Source organism: Rothia nasimurium, from assembly GCF_928381415.1.
Taxonomy (GTDB): Bacteria; Actinomycetota; Actinomycetes; order Actinomycetales; family Micrococcaceae; genus Rothia; species Rothia nasimurium_H.
The window spans coordinates 177077-196741 of the sequence record NZ_CAKMSF010000006.1 but is presented as its reverse complement, the minus strand read 5'-3'; the positions used below and the strand labels follow the sequence as shown (position 1 = coordinate 196741).

General features: G+C 62.0%; 18 protein-coding genes. 6 read left to right on the top strand and 12 right to left on the bottom strand.

Features of this window, described 5'->3' with window-relative positions; translation table 11 throughout:
- Positions 1 to 167: 167 nt before the first annotated feature.
- The 4 genes from cydB to L7A20_RS08505 all read right to left on the bottom strand — a co-directional run bounded on the left by cydB (position 168) and on the right by L7A20_RS08505 (position 6266).
- Entirely contained in the window at positions 168 to 1247 is a 1080-nt protein-coding gene (gene cydB, locus L7A20_RS08520; RefSeq protein ID WP_237195518.1) for a cytochrome d ubiquinol oxidase subunit II, read from the bottom strand.
- A gap of 17 nt (positions 1248 to 1264) precedes the next feature.
- Entirely contained in the window at positions 1265 to 2836 is a 1572-nt protein-coding gene (locus tag L7A20_RS08515; RefSeq protein ID WP_237195516.1) for a cytochrome ubiquinol oxidase subunit I, read from the bottom strand.
- Positions 2837 to 3119: 283 nt separating this feature from the next.
- Positions 3120 to 4136, bottom strand: coding sequence for a malate dehydrogenase (locus L7A20_RS08510; protein WP_237207137.1), 1017 nt, complete (start codon positions 4134 to 4136; stop codon positions 3120 to 3122).
- Positions 4137 to 4172: 36 nt separating this feature from the next.
- The gene (locus tag L7A20_RS08505; RefSeq protein ID WP_185173083.1) at positions 4173 to 6266 is read right to left on the bottom strand and encodes a DNA gyrase/topoisomerase IV subunit B; all 2094 of its coding nucleotides are present in this window, start codon (positions 6264 to 6266) and stop codon (positions 4173 to 4175) included.
- A 196-nt stretch (positions 6267 to 6462) separates the two neighbouring features.
- On the opposite strand from L7A20_RS08505, the gene L7A20_RS08500 reads away from it, so the two are divergent.
- Entirely contained in the window at positions 6463 to 6660 is a 198-nt protein-coding gene (locus L7A20_RS08500; protein ID WP_135011882.1) for a DUF7455 domain-containing protein, read from the top strand.
- 108 nt (positions 6661 to 6768) lie between these two features.
- Here L7A20_RS08500 and L7A20_RS08495 read toward each other — a convergent pair whose 3' ends face one another.
- Together L7A20_RS08495 and L7A20_RS08490 are read right to left on the bottom strand one after the other, a co-directional pair.
- Positions 6769 to 8229: a class I SAM-dependent RNA methyltransferase gene (locus L7A20_RS08495; protein WP_237223076.1), complete on the bottom strand. Its 1461-nt coding sequence runs from the start codon at positions 8227 to 8229 to the stop codon at positions 6769 to 6771.
- A 39-nt stretch (positions 8230 to 8268) separates the two neighbouring features.
- Positions 8269 to 10221, bottom strand: a complete 1953-nt coding sequence (locus L7A20_RS08490; protein ID WP_237223075.1) for an APC family permease — start codon at positions 10219 to 10221, stop codon at positions 8269 to 8271.
- Positions 10222 to 10409: 188 nt separating this feature from the next.
- On the opposite strand from L7A20_RS08490, the gene L7A20_RS08485 reads away from it, so the two are divergent.
- Both L7A20_RS08485 and L7A20_RS08480 read left to right on the top strand, forming a co-directional pair.
- Positions 10410 to 11102, top strand: coding sequence for a potassium channel family protein (locus L7A20_RS08485; RefSeq protein ID WP_237195506.1), 693 nt, complete (start codon positions 10410 to 10412; stop codon positions 11100 to 11102).
- A complete protein-coding gene (locus L7A20_RS08480) occupies positions 11093 to 11746 on the top strand; it encodes a potassium channel family protein (protein WP_237185374.1) in 654 nt (217 codons plus the stop codon). The genes L7A20_RS08485 and L7A20_RS08480 overlap by 10 nt, the downstream gene beginning before the upstream one ends.
- A gap of 82 nt (positions 11747 to 11828) precedes the next feature.
- On the opposite strand, the gene L7A20_RS08475 is transcribed toward L7A20_RS08480, so the two are convergent.
- Genes L7A20_RS08475 through dut form a run of 3 tightly spaced genes read right to left on the bottom strand, consistent with a single transcriptional unit; the run spans position 11829 to position 13673 of the window.
- Complete coding sequence (locus tag L7A20_RS08475) at positions 11829 to 12365, bottom strand: asparaginase (RefSeq protein ID WP_237195504.1); 537 nt, start codon at positions 12363 to 12365, stop codon at positions 11829 to 11831.
- Positions 12366 to 12370: 5 nt separating this feature from the next.
- Positions 12371 to 13195 carry a DUF3710 domain-containing protein gene (locus tag L7A20_RS08470; RefSeq protein ID WP_237195495.1) on the bottom strand — a complete coding sequence of 275 codons (825 nt, stop codon included), beginning with the start codon at positions 13193 to 13195 and terminating at the stop codon, positions 12371 to 12373.
- A 34-nt stretch (positions 13196 to 13229) separates the two neighbouring features.
- Positions 13230 to 13673 carry a dUTP diphosphatase gene (gene dut, locus L7A20_RS08465; RefSeq protein ID WP_237195492.1) on the bottom strand — a complete coding sequence of 148 codons (444 nt, stop codon included), beginning with the start codon at positions 13671 to 13673 and terminating at the stop codon, positions 13230 to 13232.
- Between the two features lie 132 nt (positions 13674 to 13805).
- Here dut and L7A20_RS08460 point away from each other — a divergent pair, with 132 nt between their 5' ends.
- Positions 13806 to 14273 carry a DUF3093 domain-containing protein gene (locus L7A20_RS08460; RefSeq protein ID WP_237195490.1) on the top strand — a complete coding sequence of 156 codons (468 nt, stop codon included), beginning with the start codon at positions 13806 to 13808 and terminating at the stop codon, positions 14271 to 14273.
- 112 nt (positions 14274 to 14385) lie between these two features.
- Here the strand turns inward: L7A20_RS08460 and L7A20_RS08455 are convergent, their stop codons facing one another.
- Entirely contained in the window at positions 14386 to 14685 is a 300-nt protein-coding gene (locus L7A20_RS08455; RefSeq protein WP_083091691.1) for a DUF4193 domain-containing protein, read from the bottom strand.
- A 424-nt stretch (positions 14686 to 15109) separates the two neighbouring features.
- On the opposite strand from L7A20_RS08455, the gene sepH reads away from it, so the two are divergent.
- A complete protein-coding gene (sepH, locus tag L7A20_RS08450; RefSeq protein WP_237195487.1) occupies positions 15110 to 16444 on the top strand; it encodes a septation protein SepH in 1335 nt (444 codons plus the stop codon).
- A gap of 252 nt (positions 16445 to 16696) precedes the next feature.
- Positions 16697 to 17704 (top strand): hypothetical protein, encoded by a 1008-nt coding sequence (locus L7A20_RS08445; protein WP_237195485.1) that lies wholly within the window; start codon positions 16697 to 16699, stop codon positions 17702 to 17704.
- A gap of 33 nt (positions 17705 to 17737) precedes the next feature.
- Here the strand turns inward: L7A20_RS08445 and L7A20_RS08440 are convergent, their stop codons facing one another.
- Complete coding sequence (locus L7A20_RS08440; RefSeq protein WP_237195483.1) at positions 17738 to 18970, bottom strand: alkaline phosphatase family protein; 1233 nt, start codon at positions 18968 to 18970, stop codon at positions 17738 to 17740.
- Between the two features lies 1 nt (position 18971).
- Positions 18972 to 19595, bottom strand: coding sequence for a DUF5998 family protein (locus L7A20_RS08435; RefSeq protein ID WP_237195482.1), 624 nt, complete (start codon positions 19593 to 19595; stop codon positions 18972 to 18974).
- Positions 19596 to 19665: the final 70 nt, after the last annotated feature.

Genomic DNA, 19665 nt, shown 5'->3' with positions numbered 1-19665 from the left:
GTGCCGCGAACAGTTTGTTCACTATTCTAGTGGGAACTTTGTAGCCGGGAATACTCGGGGTCAGTGGCTGGGCCGTGGGTATGAGCACACCTGCCCACCCCGGGTAGGCGAAAGGACGCCGGGAGCTGCTCCCGGCGTCCTTGTCAGCTTCAGCCTTGAGCTAGCTGCTAGGCGTTGTGGGCGCTTGCACGAGTGGCGCGGGTGGCCAGCTCGGTGGCGTCGTGAGCATCGGGGATGCTCTCAACGCGCAGGCGCTTACGGAAGACCCAGTAGGTCCAGCTCTGGTAGACGAGCAGAATCGGGATGCCGAAGAGACCGACCCAGCTCATCACGCGCAGGGTGTACTCGGAGCTTGATGCGTTAGCGATGGTGAGGCTGTAGGCCTCATCGAGGGTTGAGGGCAGGACGTTGGGGTACAGGGCCAGGAAGATGGCCAGGACGCCGAAGCCCACAAATACCGCAAAGCCGGAGAAGGCCTTACCCTCGCTCCTGCGGCTGGCGAAGAACCAGGCAGCGGCAAGAGCCAGCACGGCGAGTACGGTCAACACGTAGGAGATGCCGTTACCGGTGGTCACCTGCATGTAAACGACCCAGACGACAACCGGGAGCACCAGCAGGGGTGAGAACTTGACCAGGGCAGCGCCGGCGCGGTGGCGCACCTCGCCGTCGGTCTTCAGCGCGATAAAGGCAAGACCCATAACCAGGGAAACACCGACCATGGCTAGGCCGCCCATAAAGACAGCGGGGGTCAGCCAGGCGAAGGCACCGCCCACACGGTCACCGTTTGCGTTGATGGGCAGGCCGGTGGAGGTCAGAGCCAGCAGGGCACCGACCAGGAAGGCGATGAAGAAGGAGCCCAGGGAGATAGCCAGGGTCCAGCCGGCAATCCAGCGCTCTGAATCCTTCTTACCGCGGTACTCGATAGCAACAGCGCGGAAAATTAGGGCCAGCAGGGCCAGGGTCAGCGGGATGTAGAGGGCCGAGAAGAGGGAGGCGTACCAGAGGGGGAAGGCGGCGAAGGTGGCAGCGCCACCGGTCACAACCCATACCTCGTTGCCATCCCAGACCGGGCCGATGGTGTTCAGCAGCAGGCGGCGTTCTTTCTCGTTTTTGGCAAAGATTCGGCTCATGAGCATGCCTACGCCCAGGTCGAAGCCGTCGAGGATGATGTAGCCCACCCAGAAGAAGCCGATGACGGCGAACCAGAGCGTCGGCAGAAGAGGCTGATCAGCAAAAAGCTCAAACATGTGTATAAGCCCCTTTCTTAGTAGGCGAACGCGAGCACGTCGCGGTCGTTCTTCTCGTCGGTATCGTGCGGGTCTTCAACAAGCTCGGGCATGGCCGCTGCCACACCGGCCTTGACGTACTTGGCCAGCAGGTAGACCTCAACAACCATCAGGACGCCATATACCAGCCCCAGGGAGATGAGCGAGAAGAGAATCTCGTAGCCCGAAACACCGGGTGAGACGGCTGCGGCGGTAAACATCATGATGGCGGGGTTGCCGTCGGGGTTGGGGGCAACCACGAAGGGCTGACGGCCCATTTCGGTGAAGATCCAGCCGGTGGCATTGGCGCCGAAGGGGGCTAGAATACCCGCGATCGCCAGGTTTGAAATCCACTTGGCTTCGGGTACAGTACCTTCGCCCTTCTTGCGGGTCACCCACAGAACGTAAAGGAAGGAGAGGGCGCTGATGCCGCCGAAGGTGATCATGCCGCGGAAGCCGTAGTAGGTCACTTCCATCAGGGGCAGGTACTCGACCTCGGTACCGGCACGTTCCCCGTAGAGCTCGGGGTTATCGGGGATGGTGGTGCCGTAGGTTTCTTCGTACTGGGGCAGCAGGGTGGTGATGCCGGGGACGTCGGTGGTGAAGTTGTTGTAGGCCAGGAAGGAGAGCAGGCCGGGAATTTCAATCACTGCCTGGACCTCATCACAGTTCTGGGCACCAGGTGATGAGAGAGAAAGGACAGAGAAGCCGGTGCCGTCGTGGCAGGCTGCCTCGGCAGCTGCCATCTTCATGGGCTGCTGCTCAATCATGAGCTGGGCCTGATGGTGGCCGGTAAAGGCGGTGCCAATGAAGGCTGCAAAGCCAACGATAGCGCCGATGCGCAGGGACTTGAACCAGACGTTGAAGTCGGTCTTGTCGCGGGCACCTTCGGTAGTTTCGCCGACGATAACCTTGCCGTCTTCTCCGATGGTGTCGATACCGTCGCGGCGGCGCTTCCAGAGCTTGTACCAGGCGATACCGACCAGGAAGCCACCGGCAACCTGCAGGGCACCGAAGATAGCGTGGGGGTAGGCCACCAGGGCGGTGTTGTTGGTCAGCACAGCTAAGACGTCGGTCATGACGGGGCGGCCGTCAATCATTTCAACGCCAACAGGGTGCTGCATCCAGGAGTTAGCCACGATGATGAAGTAGGCAGAGAGCCAGGAGGCCGCTACAGCAATCACCAGGCAGGCTGCGTGTACCTTGGGGGCAAGTTTGTCCCAGCCGAAGATGAAGAGGCCCAAGAAGGTGGACTCGACGAAGAAGGCCAGCAGGCCTTCCATCGCCAGAGGGGCACCGAAGACGTCGCCCACAAAGCGGGAGTATTCGCTCCAGGCCATACCGAACTGGAATTCCTGCACAAGGCCGGTTGCAACGCCCATGATGAAGTTGATGAGGTAGAGCTTGCCCCAGAACTTGGTCATGCGCTTGTATTCGTGCTTCTTGGTTCGCACGTAGGCGATGTAGAAGCCAGCTACAACGGCACCCAGGCCCAGGGTCAGCGGAACCATCATGAAGTGGTAGACGGTGGTGATACCGAATTGCCACCGCGCTAGTTCGAGGGGATCCATTGACATCCTTGAGAGTTAAAGTGATGCACCGCCTGCGGGCTGGCAACCTGCCGTGGGCCCGGCGCAACGGTGCGGGTGTGTTTTGCTCTAGGATAGCGGGCTTGCATGAGCGTACCCTTAGGGTAGTTTTGACCTCTTCACCAGGTGATTTGACGCTTCACTAAAGGTCACTTAAACGCTAAGACTCCCGCTGACCTAGAGGGTTCAGCGGGAGTCTCAGCAGGTTTTTTACACCGGGCACCCAGTTAGTGACACTTTGTCTAGTCACGCCGGGGCGGGCGTCTTAGCGGGGCCCGAGCAGGCCAAGCTGGGCGACGGCGTCCTTCTCTTCAACCAGCTCAGCCACAGAGGCCGCGATGCGCTGGCTGGCAAAATCTGAGTGCTGCAAACCGTGAACAATCTCATATCCACCTGATGAACATTTGACGGGGAAAGAGCTGATGAGCCCCTCGGGCACCCCGTAGGAGCCGTCGGAGGGCACCGCCATAGAGGTGGTCCGCTCCCCCGTTCCCAGCACCCAGTCACGCACGTGGGCTAGGGCGGCGTGGGCAGCTGAGGCGACGGACGACCCACCGCGCACCGCGATAATTTCGGCTCCACGCTGGGCAACGGTGGGGATGAAGGTTTCTTCGATCCAGGTCTGGCCAAGGTTATTGTCGGCAAGTGCGTCGATAGCGGGGCGGCCGCCGACGGTGGCGTGGAAGAGGTCGGGGTACTGGCTGGCAGAGTGGTTACCCCAGATGGTGATGCCGTCAATTTCGGGCACGGTAGCACCGGTGGCGGCAGCCAGCTGGGCAACCGCCCGGTGGTGGTCAAGGCGGGTGAGGGCGGTGAAGCGTTCCAGGGGGACGTCCGGCGCATGGGAGGCGGCAATGAGGGCGTTGGTATTAGCCGGGTTACCCACCACAGCTACTTTCACATCGTCAGCAGCCCGGTCGTTAATGGCCCTTCCCTGCACCGAGAAAATACTGCCGTTAGCTTCGAGCAGGTCGGCACGCTCCATGCCCTTTGTGCGGGGGCGGGAGCCAATGAGTAGGGCGATATTGGTGCCGTCGAAGCCAACGGAGGGGTCATCGGTGATATCGACAGATTCAAGCAGGGGGAAGGCGCAGTCGGCAAGCTCCATTGCGGTGCCCTCAGCGGCCTTGAGACCGGCAGGAATTTCGAGCAGGCGCAGGCGCACGGGAGTATCTGGGCCCAGCATTTCACCTGCTGCGATGCGGAAGAGGCTGGCATACCCAATCTGGCCAGCGGCGCCAGTAACGGTGACAGTAACAGGGTGCTTCATTGCATGTGTCATGCACAACATTTTACCCTTCCCCTGCCCACAACACGCTTAGGCGTCGATAGCTGTGTGGTCGAGCTTAGTCGCACCGCGAATGATGAAGTCCTTACGCGGTGCCACTTCTGAGCCCATCAAGAGGGTAAAGGCCCGCTCGGCAGCCTCGGCGTCCTCAACCCGCACGCGGCGGAGCATGCGGTGGCGGGGGTCCATAGTGGTCTCCGCCAGCTGGTCGGCATCCATCTCACCCAGGCCCTTATAGCGCTGGATTGGTTCCTTATAGCTCTTGCCCTCAGCTTCCAACCTATCCAAGAGCTCGTGGAGCTCCTTCTCAGAATAGGTGTACACCATCTCATTAGCCTTGCCACGATTAACCACCTCAACCCGATGCAGGGGCGGTACGGCAGCGTAAACGTGGCCTGCCTCAACCAGCGGCCGCATGTAACGGTAGAAGAGGGTCAGCAGCAGGGTGCGAATGTGGGCGCCGTCCACGTCCGCGTCCGTCATCATGATGATCTTGTTATAGCGCTTCTGCTCCAGGTCGAAGGTGCGGCCAGAGCCAGCCCCAATGACCTGAATAATGGCGGCGCACTCGGCGTTAGCCAGCATGTCGGTCAGGGAGGCCTTCTGCACGTTCAGAATCTTGCCGCGAATGGGCAAAAGGGCCTGGTAGGTCGAGGACCGCGCTAGGCGGGCTGTGCCGAGTGCCGAGTCGCCCTCCACAATAAAGAGCTCAGACTTCTCAACATCGGTAGACCGGCAGTCCACCAGCTTGGTGGGCATCGACGAGGTTTCCAGGGCATTCTTGCGGCGCTGGGTTTCCTTGTGAACTCGCGCCGAAATACGCGACTTCATCTCGGCGACCACCTTTTCAGACACAGCCGCTGCCTGGGTCTTCTCGCCCCGGGCGGTGGAGTTCAGCTTGGCCGCCAGCTGCTTGGCAACCACCTTGGAGACAATCTGGCGCACCGCCGGGGTACCCAGAATCTCCTTGGTCTGGCCCTCAAACTGGGGCTCGGCCAGACGCACGGTGAGCACGGCGGTCAGCCCCGCCAGTACGTCGTCCTTTTCAATTTTGTCGGTGCCCGCCTTGAACTTACGCGCATTATCGGCAATGTGCTTGCGGAAGGTCTTGAGCAGGCCCTGCTCAAAGCCGGTCTGGTGAGTGCCGCCCTTGGGGGTGGCGATGATGTTAACGAAGGTGCGCAGCTTGGTTTCGTAGCCGGTACCCCAGCGCAGGGCAACATCAACCTCGCACTCGCGCTCCACTTCGGTCAGCTGGGAGTGCCCCTCGGCATCGAGCACGGGGACAGTCTCGGTAAAGGTATCGGTGCCGGTGAAACGCCAGATGTCGGTCACAGCCTGGTCGTGGGCCAGGTAGTCCACGAACTCAGAGATACCACCATCGTGCTGGAAGACCTCTTCGTGGGTCTCAAACTCGCCGGGTGTGCCGGGCAGGCGGCGCTCATCGCGCACGGCAATCCGCAGACCGGGAATGAGGAAGGCAGTCTGGCGCGCACGAGCCGCCAGGTTCTCGTAGCTGAACCGGGCGTCCGGAGTGAAAATCATGGGATCGGCCCAGTAACGCACGCGGGTGCCGGTGACCCCGCGCTTAGCCTTACCCACCACCTGCAGGGCGTCGGTGGAAGCGGTGAAGGGGGCGTCGGGCTTGGGAGTGCGGGCGTCCTCAAAGATGCCGGGCACGCCGTGGCGGAAGCTCATCTGGTAGGTCTTGCCACCGCGGTCCACCTGCACGTCCAGGCGGGAAGAGAGCGCGTTGACGACCGAGGCACCCACACCGTGCAGACCGCCCGAGGCGTTGTAGGAGCCGCCGCCGAACTTACCGCCGGCGTGCAGCTTGGTGTAGACCACCTCAACGCCGGAGAGTCCGGTGCGGGGTTCAATGTCGGTGGGCACACCGCGGCCGTCGTCCTGTACCTCAACTGAGCCGTCCTTGTAGAGGATGACCTGGATGGACTGCCCATACCCGGCCAGGGCCTCATCGACCGAGTTGTCGATGATTTCCCAGAGGCAGTGCATGAGGCCGCGCGAGTCGGTGGAGCCGATGTACATGCCGGGGCGCTTGCGCACGGCTTCGAGGCCTTCGAGCACCGATAGGTTGCGGGCGGTGTAGTTGTTTGCTGCCACGAAACTCTCCTGCAGGTATGGACGGGGTGCCTATCTAGTGTAGTACACGTGTTCGGTTTGGCGGGTCTTTGGCGGCGCGGACGCCCGCGGCAGGCGGGGAGGGCGGGTTTAGCGCTGTGGGCGAAAGGACGTGCGGGGCGGCCCGGTCGGTGGTTGTATGGAGGGTGAGGAAGAAAGCTTTTGAAAGGAGCCTATCGTGAGTGCAACTCTTGAGACCCGCCGCGAACTGACTGCTGCTGACCGTTGCGATGCCTGCGGCGCCCAGGCCTATGTGCGTGTGGTGATGGAGTCAGGTCTCGACCTGCTCTTCTGCGGCCACCATGCTCGTGCCAAGGAAGAGGCCCTGCGCGCTGTAGCGGCCGAGTGGGACGACCAGACTGACCGCCTGAGCTAACGTCTGCTCCCCTGCCCGCCCCACCCCGCCGGGTAGGTACCACCTAAATCAGAAAAACCCACCAACTAGGTGGGTTTTTCTGATTTAAATGGTCTTTTCTGGGAACCGCTAGGCCCCGTACCGGCTAAACACCGCTACCGCTTCTACATGGTGGGTGTTGGGGTACATGTCGAAGGCTTCGACGCGTACAAGTCGCCAGCCCGCTGCGCGCAGGTAGCCGGTATCGCGCCCCAGGGCTGCCGGGTCACAGGCAACATAGACCAGGGTGGAGGGGTTCAGGTCAGATACCTGCTCCATCACGGTACGGCCTGCGCCCTCACGAGACGGGTCGCAAATCACCACGTCAGGGGCGGCGTAGCGCCCCTCGGCCACCTCACCGCTGATCTTCTCAAGCACCCGGGCGACGTCCCCGCGTTCCACGCGCACACGCGTCCGCTCAGACCTGTGGGTACGTGATGGGCCTTCGTCGCCAAAGTTCTCGGAGGCGTTGCCGCTGGTCAACGGGGATCCCTCAACGGACAGCACCGTGCCCCTGTCCCCCACCGCGTCAGCAGCCAGGGCGGTGAAGAAGCCAGCACCTGCGTAAAGGTCGTAGACCGTCATCCCCTTTTTCAGGCGGGCAGCCTCAAGCACGGCGTTACCCAGCACCTCGGGGGCAGCCCGGTGAATCTGCCAGAAGCCGGTAGCCGCCACGTTCCAGTAGAAGTCCTGGGCGTAGACGGTGGCGGTCTCCAGCAGGTTGGGGTTGGCGGCACCGGCGATGACGTCAGCGGGTTTGGTGCCGCGGCGGCGTCCGCCCTTTTTCTCGGGGGTAAAGACCAGGGTAATCATGCGCTCTTCCAGCGACCCCCACAGGGCCCGGGCCTGCTCTTCGATGCCTTCGGCAATCTCAGCAGGCGTAGTCCGCGCTGACACGGTAAAGACCACAGCTAGCATATCGGTGGCTGCTACAGCCACATCAACCCGGGTGATACCGGCCAGCTTGAGCCGGTGCAGTTCGAGGGCCTCAACGCGCTCATCGGCCAGGGGAAAACCGGTAACGGGCACGGGGGTTGGGCTAGAGTGCGGGAACATGGCAATCTGCTGGCTTTCGCGATCCACCGCAAAATGCACGCGGGTGCGCCAGTGCAGCCCCCGGTCATCGCCGGGCAGGGCGTGAACGGGTAGGGAGGCCAGCAGGGGGTGATGTTCAGGTAGCCCGCCCAGGCGCACCAGCTGTTCCTTCACAATCTGCTGCTTGTAGGCCCGCTGGGTCGCTAGGTCCAGGTGGCCGTATTCCATGCCGCCGAGGGGGTGAGCGGATGCGAGCGCGTCCGCCGGTGCCCAGGGGTGGGGGCGGCGCTCCGGTGCGGGGGCCGCTACGGAGACGACGTCTGCGAAGAAGAAGCGACCTTTGGGGCCGCGGCCGGTGATGCGGGCGGTGGCGGTCTCCCCCACGACTCCGTGGCGGACGAAGATGACGCGGTCGTCCGCTCTAGCGACGAGGGCGCCGCCGTGGGCCGGACGCTCGGGGGTGAGTTCTAGGAGGTCGCCGATAGCGGGTTCGGGTGTGGTGGGGGTGGTAGACATGTGTTTCTCGCTTTGAGGGTGGCTCGGTGGGTTTGTATTTTATCGTTCGATTTGCCAGGGCACGGAGGCTACAACGACGCCCGGTTCGTGGCGCAGGCGGGCTTTGAGTTTGTGCACGGTGCGGCGGTGGAAGATGCCCTGCCACCAGTAGGAGACCACGTATTCGGGTAGGTAGACCACGAGCACGTCGCGGGGGGATTTTTGGCGCATCTGTTGCACGTATTCGAGCACGCTGGCGGCGGGGTTGCGGTAGGGCGAGTCCAGTACGGTCAGGTCGACGGGCAGTTCGAGGGCTTCCCAGGTGTCGATGTTTTCGCGGGTGCGGGCTTCGTCCACGTTCACCACGAGAGCTTCGATGGACGAGGGGCGGGAGGCCCGTGCGTAGGCGAGGGCCCGGAGCACAGGTTTGCGTACCCGCTCAACGTAGATGAGGGCGTGGACGCGGGAGGGTAGCGCCCGGTCTGCGGCCAGTTGTTCGGGGTCGGCTGAGAGGGCTAGCTGCCGGTCGATATTGCTGTAGTGTTTGTTGGTTTTGATCATGAGCCAGGTCCGAAGAAGAATGAGCAGCACGGTGACCCAGGCACCGTGGGTGAACTTGGTAAGAATAATGACCACGAGTACGGTAACCGAGGCACCGGTACCGATGGCGCTGATGCCGATGTCGCGCCAGAGGGTGCGGCGTTTTTTGGTATCGAGGGTGATGCGCTGGGCCCGCCAGCGGTTGCGGAGCACCGCGTACTGGGTGAGGGTCATGGCGGTAAAGACACCCACAATGTACATCTGCACCAGGGCGTGCACGTTGGGGCCGACGATAGCGACCAGTAGCATAGAGCTGGACCCCAGGGTCAGCACGCCGTTGGCGTAGAGCGCGGTGGAGCTGCGCGCTGAGAGGTGCACCGGTAGGTACTGTTTTGCGGCAATCGTGGTCGCTAGCATGGGGAAGCCGGTGAAGGCTGTCATGGCCGCCACGAGCAGCACTCCGATGGTGGCAGTACCTAGCAGAATGCTGGCTAAGGGCAGGCCAAAGATAGCATCGGTAATTTGCAGGAGCACGGGTACCTGGTGGAAGTCCTCCCCCACCGGCTGGCCGTTGACGAGTAACCCATGGGCCGGGTCGAGGACGCTGACCACCCCGGTTTGCCGGGCCAGGTAGAGGACTCCCAGCAGGGAGAGGGCAGACAGGCCGCCAATCACCATCAGGCTGGTGGCCGCGTTGCGCTGACGCGGCGGCGCGAAAGCCTTGACCGCGTTACTGACGGTGTTAACTCCTGTCAGGGCCACAGAGCCAGAAGCAAAAGCCCTGACCAAGAGCAGGCCCACGCCGAGCTGCGTGGTCAGCACCTCGGCAGCACCGTCGGGTACCACCACCGTGTACTCAGCCGATACCGCGCGCCCGAGCTGCCCGGTGGCGTCCGCAATGAGACCGCAGGCAACGGTCACCGCAAGCAGCACCAAAAAGACATAGGAGGGAAGGTGCGACACCCGCAGCATCACCTTGAGGCCGCGCAGGCAGATAAAGGTCACCAGAGCAATGAGGAAACAGGCAATCAGCCGCTGATGCCCCAGCAGTACCGGGGTAATCGATTCAAGGTACTGGGCGGCAGAAGACAGCGACACCGCAACCGTGAGCATAAAGTCAACCATCAGGGCAGCGCCCAGCACGATAGCGGCGGTTATCCCCAGGTTCTGGTGCACCAGGGCGAAGTCGCCGTGCTCCCCCACATGCTGGATGTTATAGCGGTAGGCACCCACCACAACCAGCAGAATCAGGGCAATGCCCAGCCCCACCAGGGGCGAGTAGGCTAGGGCACCGTGGCCGGCCAGGAGCAGGATCAGCAGAATTTCGTCGGGGGCATAGGCAACCGACGAGAATCCGTCCGCCCCGAAGAGGGGTAGGGCACGGCGTTTGGGCAGGTTGCCCTTCTTAGCGTGCCTGCTGGTGACGGGGGCACCAAAAATCAGGCGGGTGGCCGCGCTCCTAATATTTCTCACAGGCTCTAACCGTAGTCGGTAGAGCGGGGAAAACACAGCTATACACACCACATTTTGCTCGTGGGTCAGGACGCCTCCGCGCGGCTATGGCGCGCCGGTTGGGTGGTGGGGCCGCCGGGCGTAGACTAGAGGCAACCCTGCTGTGCGGGGTTTATGTTTGTTTCCGTCGTGGTTTCGTGAGGTGCTAAGTGCCCCATTTTGTGATTATGGGTGCTGGTCGTGTGGGCGTTATGCTGGCCCATACCCTAGAAGATGCGGGTCATTCGGTTGCTGTAATCGATCAGGATGACCGGTCTTTCCGCAGGTTGCGTAAGGATTTTGCGGGTAAGAAGGTGACCGGTGTGGGCTTTGACCGCGAGACCCTCAAGCGGGCCGGCATTGAGCACGCCTACGCTTTTGCCGCGGTGTCTTCTGGCGATAACTCCAATATTATTGCCTCCCGTGTAGCCCGTGAGACCTTTGGGGTGCAGCACGTGGTAGCCCGTATCTACGACCCCAACCGGGCTGAGTTCTACCAGCGTCTGGGTATTCCCACGGTGGCTGCGGTGCGCTGGTCGACCGACCAGGTTCTGCGCCGCATTTTGCCGGAGCAGGCTATGGCCGGTGATTTCCGTGAGGCTTCGGGCCGCCTGATGCTCGGTGAGCTGCAGCTGCACGAGGACTGGGCTGGGCACGCCCTGACCGAGATTGAGCAGGCTGCCGGTGTGCGCGTGGCCTACCTGACCCGGTTTGGGGAGGGCATGCTCCCCACCAAGGAAACCTCCTACCAGCAGGGCGATACGGTGCACGCCATGATGCGCACCGAAGACATCAACGACATTGCCAGGGTGCTGAGTGCTCCCCCGGCACGCAACGCTGAGGGGGATCTGGAATGGAAGTAATCATTATCGGCGCTGGTTCGGTGGGCTCATCAAGCGCCCGCGAGCTGCTTTCTCACGGCCACACGGTCACCATTATCGACATCAAGCCCGAGGCGATTTCCCGCAGCGACATTCAGCATGCCCACTGGGTGATTGGGGACGCCTGCGAGCTGTCCGTCCTGCGCCAGGCCAAGCCCGAGAACGCGGACGTCATTGTGGCAGCCTCCGGCGACGATAAAACCAACCTGGTGGTATCGCTACTGGCCCGCAGTGAGTTCGGGGTGCCCCGTACCGTGGCCCGCGTGAACAACCCCAAAAATGAATGGCTCTTCGACGACTCCTGGGGCGTGGACGTTGCGGTTTCTACACCCCGCCTCATGACCGCTCTGGTGGAAGAGGCCGTTGAGGTGGGCGATGTGGTGCGCCTGCTGACCCTCAAGACCGGCAGCGCCACCCTGGTCGAGTACACCGTACCCACCGACCACCCGATTATTGGTCACACTGTCGATAACGTGCAGTGGCCCTACGAGACCACCCTCACCGCCATCCTGCGTGACGGGGTGCCGATTACCCCCAGCGGCGACGACGTGATTGAGGGCGGCGACGAGCTCTTCTTCATCACCACCCCCACCGGTGAGGACGATATCCGCGCCCTCTTCAGCTAGCCCCCCTTCCTGCTTTTCAGCAAAAAGGACGCCGGCCCCACCTTCTTCGCCGAAGGTGGGGCCGGCGTCCTTGTGCCTGCTACTAGAGGGCCGGAACAATCTCGTAGCGTGGGTTGTACATGAGGGGCTTCTCGCGGGTGCTCAGCATGCCCGAAACCCGAAGATAGCCGCCTGCCTCTATTCCCGGCACCTGACGCTGGCCCTGCCAAATCAGGGTCAGCACCGTACCTGGGCTCAGGGGCGGGAACTCCGGGTAGAGCACCCGGGGAGCCGCCCTGTTGACGCTAAACCGGGTGGTGAAGCCGGTCTCCTCATCCAGCACAGAAATCTGACCGGTTGAGGTGTCTTCGGTGGTGCTCACATCGGTGGTGTCATCAAGATCTTCACCGGTCTCTGCAATGGGCATACCCGTCATGGGGTGGGTCTTCGCCGGAGGCAGGGGCTTAGACTTATCGACCAGCAAGGTCACCTCGAACCGGGGGTTAGCTCCCACATGCGACATATGCACGCGGGTTACCCGCCCGGCGGCCCTGGCGCGAAACCGCTCGGGGTACTCTTCCAGACGGGTCACCGGCCCGGCAACCCGCTGCTGGGTAAAAGGAGACTCAGTCTCAGGCATGGGCGCTAGCCGATTTCAGTGATTTCGGGGCCGCGGCGGGGCACCTCAACAGTGGGCTTCTTCTCAGCCTGGGCAGCCGCTGCGGCAGCGGCCTGGGCGGCGGCGGCGTCCTGAATGTTCTGGGGTACGCGCATGGGCAAAAGATCGCGCGGGGGCATGGGGTCAGAACCACGGTTGACCACGATGGTGCGGAAGACCTCTTCAAGGGCAGTAGCGCTCTCACCGGATAGCACGGCCTTGCCCGAGAAGACACCGCGGACGAACCAGCGGGGCCCGTCCACACCCACAAAGCGGGCAATACGGAAGCCCTTGCGTCCGTCGGGGAGTTCAGCGGGTACGCGGGAGATCAGCTGACGCCCGAAGGGGCCGTCATTGATATCAACCTGGCCACCCTGGCGGCGCACGCTCTCAGACAGTTCCTTACGGATCTCATCCCAGATACCGCGGCTCTTAGGAGCCGCAAAAGCCTGCACCTGCAGGGTGCCCTCGCCCAGCTGCAGGGTCACCGCGATAACCTGCTGGGTCTTCTGGTCAGCCTCAAGGCGCAGGTTCAGCCCGGGGTTGCTCTTGACCAGCAGGCCGCCCAGGTCGATGTAGCTAGAGCCGGTGCGCTGCTCGGTAATGTCAAAGGGGCCGTTATCACGGGTAAATTCCACGAAAGACGCCGCAGGCTCCTGCTGCGCGGCAGGCTGCTGGGTGCCGACCTGGGCAGCCTCAGCAAGTGCCTCTTCAGCGGCGATTTCCTTCTCGTCGCTCTCTACAGCTGCCGCGCCCTGCTCACGCTCAGTCGCAGCGTCCGCGTCATTCTTTTTCTTACCAAAACCAAACATAGTGCCTCCTTCGGCCCTCGCCTATCTACTGCTCTTACTGTACGCCCGTTGAACCAAACCCGGCAGTTCCACGCTCAGTTTCGCTCAAACTCTGCACCACATTAAAAGTAGCCGACTCAAACCGCTGAATAACCAGCTGGGCAATGCGGTCACCGCGCTGAATCTCAAAAGCCTGCTCTCGGTCGGTGTTGAGCAGGCAGACCATGAGCTCGCCCCGATACCCGGAATCAACTGTGCCCGGTGCGTTCACAATCGTAATGCCGTGCTTAGCAGCCAGACCCGAACGAGGGTGTACCAGACCCACATAGCCCTCAGGCAGGGCGATCGCCACACCGGTCGGCACCAGGGCCCGCTCACCCGGTTGCAGGGTGAGGTCCACGCGCGAGCGCAAATCAGCACCGGCATCCCCGGGCTGGGCGTAGGCAGGGGGCTCAATTCCCTCATCGAGCATCTTGATATCAATCTTAATCTGGTTCATCACCCCTTTACTGTACCGGCTTAAGCTCTCCGGTGCCGCCCACATCGGGCGCCAAAACCCCTTAGACTAGAACCTGTGCGCCGGGTTTGCCCCGGCTCATACTTCACAATTTGTCCCTCGTCGAAGGAAGCTATGCCTGCTACCGCCCCCACCGTGCTGTACCGTGAACGTCTGGCCCCCGGAATCGGCCTGTGGATAGGCTGCCTGGGTGTTGGCCTAGCCTCTTTCCTTGTCGGCGCACCGATTAATATCACCGCTGGCATTATTGCCGGTATCGTGATGTTCCTTCTGGTCGGCGGAATACTCTACGGCAGCTCCCCCACCATCGAAATTACCGAGACCACCGTGCGTTTTGGCAGGGCCCGTATCGAACGTGACTATGTTGGTCGAGCCTACGCCTTCCGAGGTGAAGAGGCCCGCCTCGCTACCGGCCCGGCCCTCGATGGCCGCGCCTACATGTGTTTCCGCGGGTGGATTACCTCGGTCATTCGTGTTCAGATCACTGACCCGGCAGACCCCACCCCCTACTGGATTGCGTCCTCCCGCCACCCCGAAAAAATTGCCGCCATCCTGAATGAGGGGCTGCCCGAAGAAGACTAAGACACCCAAAGACTGTTAGCACCTGGCAGACCTAAGTCTCTAGGCGATACGAGGGCGGGCCCGCGTTGTATAACGCGGGCCCGCCCTCTTACTTTTGAAAGTTTCTTAGTCTTTAGCTCTCGCACTCGATGCAGAACTTGAGATCGCCCTCTTCGCGGGCAATCTGGGAACGATGACGCACTAGGAAGCAAGAAGCACAGGTGAACTCGTCGTCCTGTGCAGGGAGCACCACAACGTTCAGCTCTTCATTGGAGAGGTCAGCACCGGGCAGCTCAAAACTTTCGGCCGCTGCGTTTTCGTCCTCATCCACTGCACCTGACTGCATTTCTGAGGGGCGTGAACGCAGCTCCTCAAAGGACTGGTCCTTGCTCTCTTCATCCTGCTTGCGAGGTGCATCGTAATCGGTTGCCATGGTTTTCTCCGTATTAAGTGTGCGAAGGGTAGATACCCCCTCTGTCTGGTCTGGGGTACCTGCACCTCGGTCTTGGTGTCGACCAACTCTGCGCTCGTCAGGGTCTACGACTGTGTTGAGGTGACGGGTAGAATTGTTCACCATTGCCCCTGATAATGCAAGTGGAAACTTCATGTTCTCTCTCAGCGAGTCACAATGGCTCAGACAGGGCTGATACGGGAGCAGAAAAATATTTCAAGCTCTTGCTGAACTTGAGCGAAAAACCCTTGAAAAACCGGGTTTTTCCAAAACTTCTCTCCCGTCCCCAGCTACTTTAGCTTTCAAGCACAGCTTGAGCCGGTAGTCTTTCAAGTAAGTGTAAAGATTGAAGTGAGCACCCCTCTCTGCTGAGGTGGTGCCCGGCCCCATCTAAGGAGACCGAGCAGTGCGAGAACTGCGACTTGCTGGCATTCACGACGACGGTGAAAACCTCGTCCTCGAATCATCTGACGGTGCAACCTACCTCTTGCCCATCGACCAGAACCTACGGCAGAGCATTGCCCGCGCCCGCCGCATCAGCCCCCTGCGCGGGGGAAGCGCTAGCGGCACCTTTGGCCCCCGCGACATCCAGACCCGTTTCCGCCAGGGCGCAACGGTTGAAGAGATTGCCGCAGAGTCAGGGTGGGAGCCGGAGCGCGTGCGCCGCTACGAGTGGCCCATCGTCGCTGAACGCGCCAACATCATCCAGACAGCCCGCACCGTGGTCATCTCCCCCGCCCCCGGCCAGGGCGGAGCGGCACAAAGCCTCAACCAGCACATCGAAGCCGTATCTGAGCGCTTCGGCTTCGCCCAAGCCCCCATGGAATGGAGCACCTGGCAGCAGGAATCTGGCCAGTGGACCGTGTCTGTCGATGTAGAGCTAGGCGAGGACGCCCAGGCCAACCTACCGCGCGGCGTCATGTTCCCTGCCCGATGGAACTTCAACCCTGCCAACCAGAGCATCTACGCGTCCAATGAAGCTGCCTACTTCCTCATGGGCCGCGACCACTCCCACGATGCTCCCATTCCGGGCCCGACTAAACAGGCTGCAGCTCATCAGGAGGACTCTGCGGAGGAAGCCTCTGAACAGGCAGCCCCCGCCCCCGTTGGTGTTCAGGTCGCTGAACCCCGTTTGACCCGCGTGAGCGTTCCCGAGCAGAAGGAACAGAACGAGCTGCTCGACGAGCTCACCGCTCGCCGCGGCGTCCGCTCCTTTGACCCCGCCAGCGAGCGCAAACTGGCCGACCTACTCGAACGTGCCCGCCGCAGCTCTCGCCCTGCCCCCGCGGCCGAGGTGCAGGCTGAACCTGCCCCTGAAGCCGAAGAACCTGTTGCGTCGGTAGTCGACGAAACAGCCCAGCCGCAGACAGCCGCTAGCGAAAATACCGCTAGTGAAAATACCGTAGGGCAGCAGGCGCCTGAGGAGGCTACCGAGAATAGCGCCGAGTCTCCGGCAGCTCTTGAGGAAGCTCCCCTGCCCGCCGAGACTTCAAGTGCTCAGGGCGCCCAGCCTGATGAGCAGGTCCAGGGCACCGATGGCTCGCCCGTCGCTGTGGAGTCTAAGAGTGAAGACGACACTCAGGAGGCTGAGGCCCCCCTCGCCGAGACTGCAGAAGATGCCCCTGAGGCGCAGGCCGAGCAGGCAGAGGAGCCTAAGACCCAGCAGCCCAAGTCGAGCCGGGCCAAGCGCACGAGCGTACCGAGCTGGGATGACATCATCTTCGGCAACCAGCGCCGATAGAGCCACCGTTATCCGGTGTAGGTTATGGCCCCGCGTCCGCCTGTCTAGGTAGAACGCGGGGCCTTACCGTCTGACGAGAAACGGAAGGGGTTGCCCCGCACCGCCAGCATTTTCGTTAGAGGCACCACAGTACCGGCAAGCTTTCAGCGCGTACACTAGATACAGTAATCTCTCTTATTTTCACCGCACCAGCCCATGTCGCGCCCCTTTCGCAGACGGGTAAAGGGCTTATAAATACTTGATAAGGAAACCGTGACCACGCCCCGTTCCCACCAGTCACCAGATTCTAAAGACCAGAAGCCCACCGCCGCCGACGACGCCACAGAAGCTTTCCCTTCCCCCGCTGCCGAGGGCGCTACCGATGATGCAACCGAAGCTATGCCGCTAGCTAACGGTTACGAGTACGTGACTGAAGATAGCGGGAGCACCCGTACTGTTGTAGATACGGACGACGACTCTCTGGCCTTTGGCCTCATGCGCAACGGCGACGTCGTTGAGAAACTCACCCGGGAAGAGCGACGGGCAGACAGGGCTGCCGAAAAGGCCGCAGCTAAAGAAGCTGAACGGGCAGAAGAGGCCCGCAGGCAGGCGGCTCTTGCCGCAGCGGCGGCCGCAGCAGCTGAACGTGATCAGCTGAACCCCCGTCATGCGGAAGATGAGAAGGAAGAACGCAAGATCGGGTCAAAGGTCTTTTTTATCGGTTCCGCGGTACTCACGGCAGCCGCTATCGCCCTAGTCGCCGCTTTCTTACTACCCCTCAACGACGAAAGCTCTCAACAAACCACGGTAGAGGCGACCCCGACACCCACGGTGGCAGAGACCAGCTCAGCGGCTGCAGAAAGTTCAACTGCGGCACCCGTTCCTAGTTTTATCACCAAGGCACCGACTGTCACGGAACAAGACGGCGGTACCGAAGAGCCGGTCGCCCCCGGCAGTGTTCTTTACGCGCCGACCGAAGAAGCTCCTATAGTTGAGCAGGCCGCTGAGCCTACAGCAGCTGAGACAGTCATTGAAGCTACCGAACCGGCTCCCGTAGAAGAGACGCCGGTAGCAGAAGAAACCCTGGTTCTGGAGCCGACCGAGGTGGCTACTGATCCGGGCGAAGTTGTAGCTCCTGATGACGCTGCACCTGCCGAAGAACCGGACCGTTCCGTTGAAACTGCCGCTACCGATACTGCTAGCGCAGCGAGCCTATCTAGCGCTCCGGCCGCGGACGGCAGTAGCGTAGACCCCACCCTAGCGGCAACTACCGGCCCCTAGCCGCGCGCGGCGGGACGGGCGTCCGCACCGGTTCTAGCCGGTGGGCAACATCAACAGGGGCACCTGTGTTTCCTCAAGTGTGAGAGACCCGTGCTGACCCACCATCTGCAGGGCGTGGGGCTTGTAATGCCGCATATCGTAGAGGGCGATAGGTTCACGGGCAGCCACGATAATATCGCCGATACGGCGGCGGGCCTCGTCGGTTATCGGCTGACCAAAATAACCGGCATCGAACAGGTCTTCTGAGTCAAAGACCCAGGCCTGTTCTCCCCATGCCTCAGCCCACCGGCCCAGGGCGTCCTGGCGAGCAGAAGTACTGGCGTCCTTTAGGTAGAGCTGCACCATGCGGGGTTCGCCCGCGGTCAGCTCAATGTTATCCAGCAGAGCCGTATCGCCCGAGTAGTCGATGCGGCTCTCAGGGGCGATATCGACCATGCCGTGATCTGCCGTCACCAGTAGTAACACGTGCGGGGGCAGCCTGCGAGCCAGTGACTTCAGCGCAAGGTTGAGCTCTTCCAGCTGCTCTAGCCACTGGTCAGACCGGGTACCAAACTTATGCCCGGCCTGGTCAATTTCTCCCCAGTAGAGGTAGACCAGGGACGGCTTACGGGAGTTCAGCAGGCTAGCGGCCAGGGTGGTTCGGGCGGCGTACCCGGCTGCGTGCACAAAGCGTCCGCCCCGCAGACCCGCTTCGCTCAGACCGGTGCCCGCATACTTGCTCAGCGATACTGTCGCTACATCCAGGTGGTTTTGGTAGCGCTCAAAGACCGTGGGGTGGGGCTGCCACTGGTGGGGGTCGACAGCCTTGTCCCAGCCCGAGAGCTGGTTCATCACGGCCCCGGTGGCTGGGTTTTTCACCTCGTACCCGGCCATGCCGTGGTAGCCAGGTGGGGTTGCTGTGCCCAGGCTACTGAGTGAAGCCACCGTGGTCGAGGGGACGGCCGAGTGAATCGGGCCAAGCTGGGTGGCCTTCTTCAGGAAGGGGGCGTAGGAGCCGTAGGCATTCAGCAGGCTCTGCCCCAGACCGTCGACCATGACCAGGCAAACGCTACGGTAGCGGGTAGGGTCAACCCCGGCGGCGCGCAGGCGGTCTGCCAGGCCGATCAGGTCGTGACGTCCTGCCCCGTGCAGGGGGTGCGGGTCGGGGGTGATAGACCCCTGGGCTACCAGGGTGCCGCAGGATTCGAAGAGGTCAGCTAGGTTGTTACCGCCATAGCCGGGTTCGGTGGGCAGGGCGTTACCGCAGTAATCGGTCAGGACGCTCATGTTAGGCCCCTGCCTGCGCGGGGCCGCCTGCCGGGGCGGCTACCTGGTTCATTGCTGCCATGTGGGCAGAGCGCAGTGCGCGGGCGAAGCTCCTAGCCTGGGCGGTAGCCTCTTCCCCGTCGGCCGTGGCGCTTACGCGCAGGAGCATGTCTTCCCTCGGGCCCATACCGGTGTAGCCGTGGTCGGCATCGCAGGCGGGGTCGGGGCAGTCTGCCGGTTGTACGTCAAGGCGCTGGGAGCCTGTCCAGGCAATCAGCATCGAGACCTCTGAAACGGGGCTACCGGCCCGGTAGTGTTGGGGCTGCGGGTAGGTGTAACTGATGGTCAGGGTTCGAATACGGCTCACGTGCAGGGTCTCAACCGACACGTGGGCGAGCACCTGCTGGCCGCTTTCGTCGAGGTTCTGGTCATCCAGGTGGGCAACCAGGAGCATCTGACCGGCCAGCACCAGCACCGTAATGTGGCGGTGCACCTCGTTCTGGTCAAAGTGGGTCTCTACCTGAACCAGGTGTGAGGTAGGCACCAGCCCCGCCAGGGCTTCATCGACCGTATCGAGGACGAGCTCGGGGTAAAAGCCTGCCTGCTGAATATCCCTGGTAAGGGCTTCGGCTGCGCTGAGGTTCATCGTCTCGTCTCTTTCTAGGGTAGATATGGCCGGTAGGTCTACCCTCCATCTTAGGTCATGGCTAGGTTAC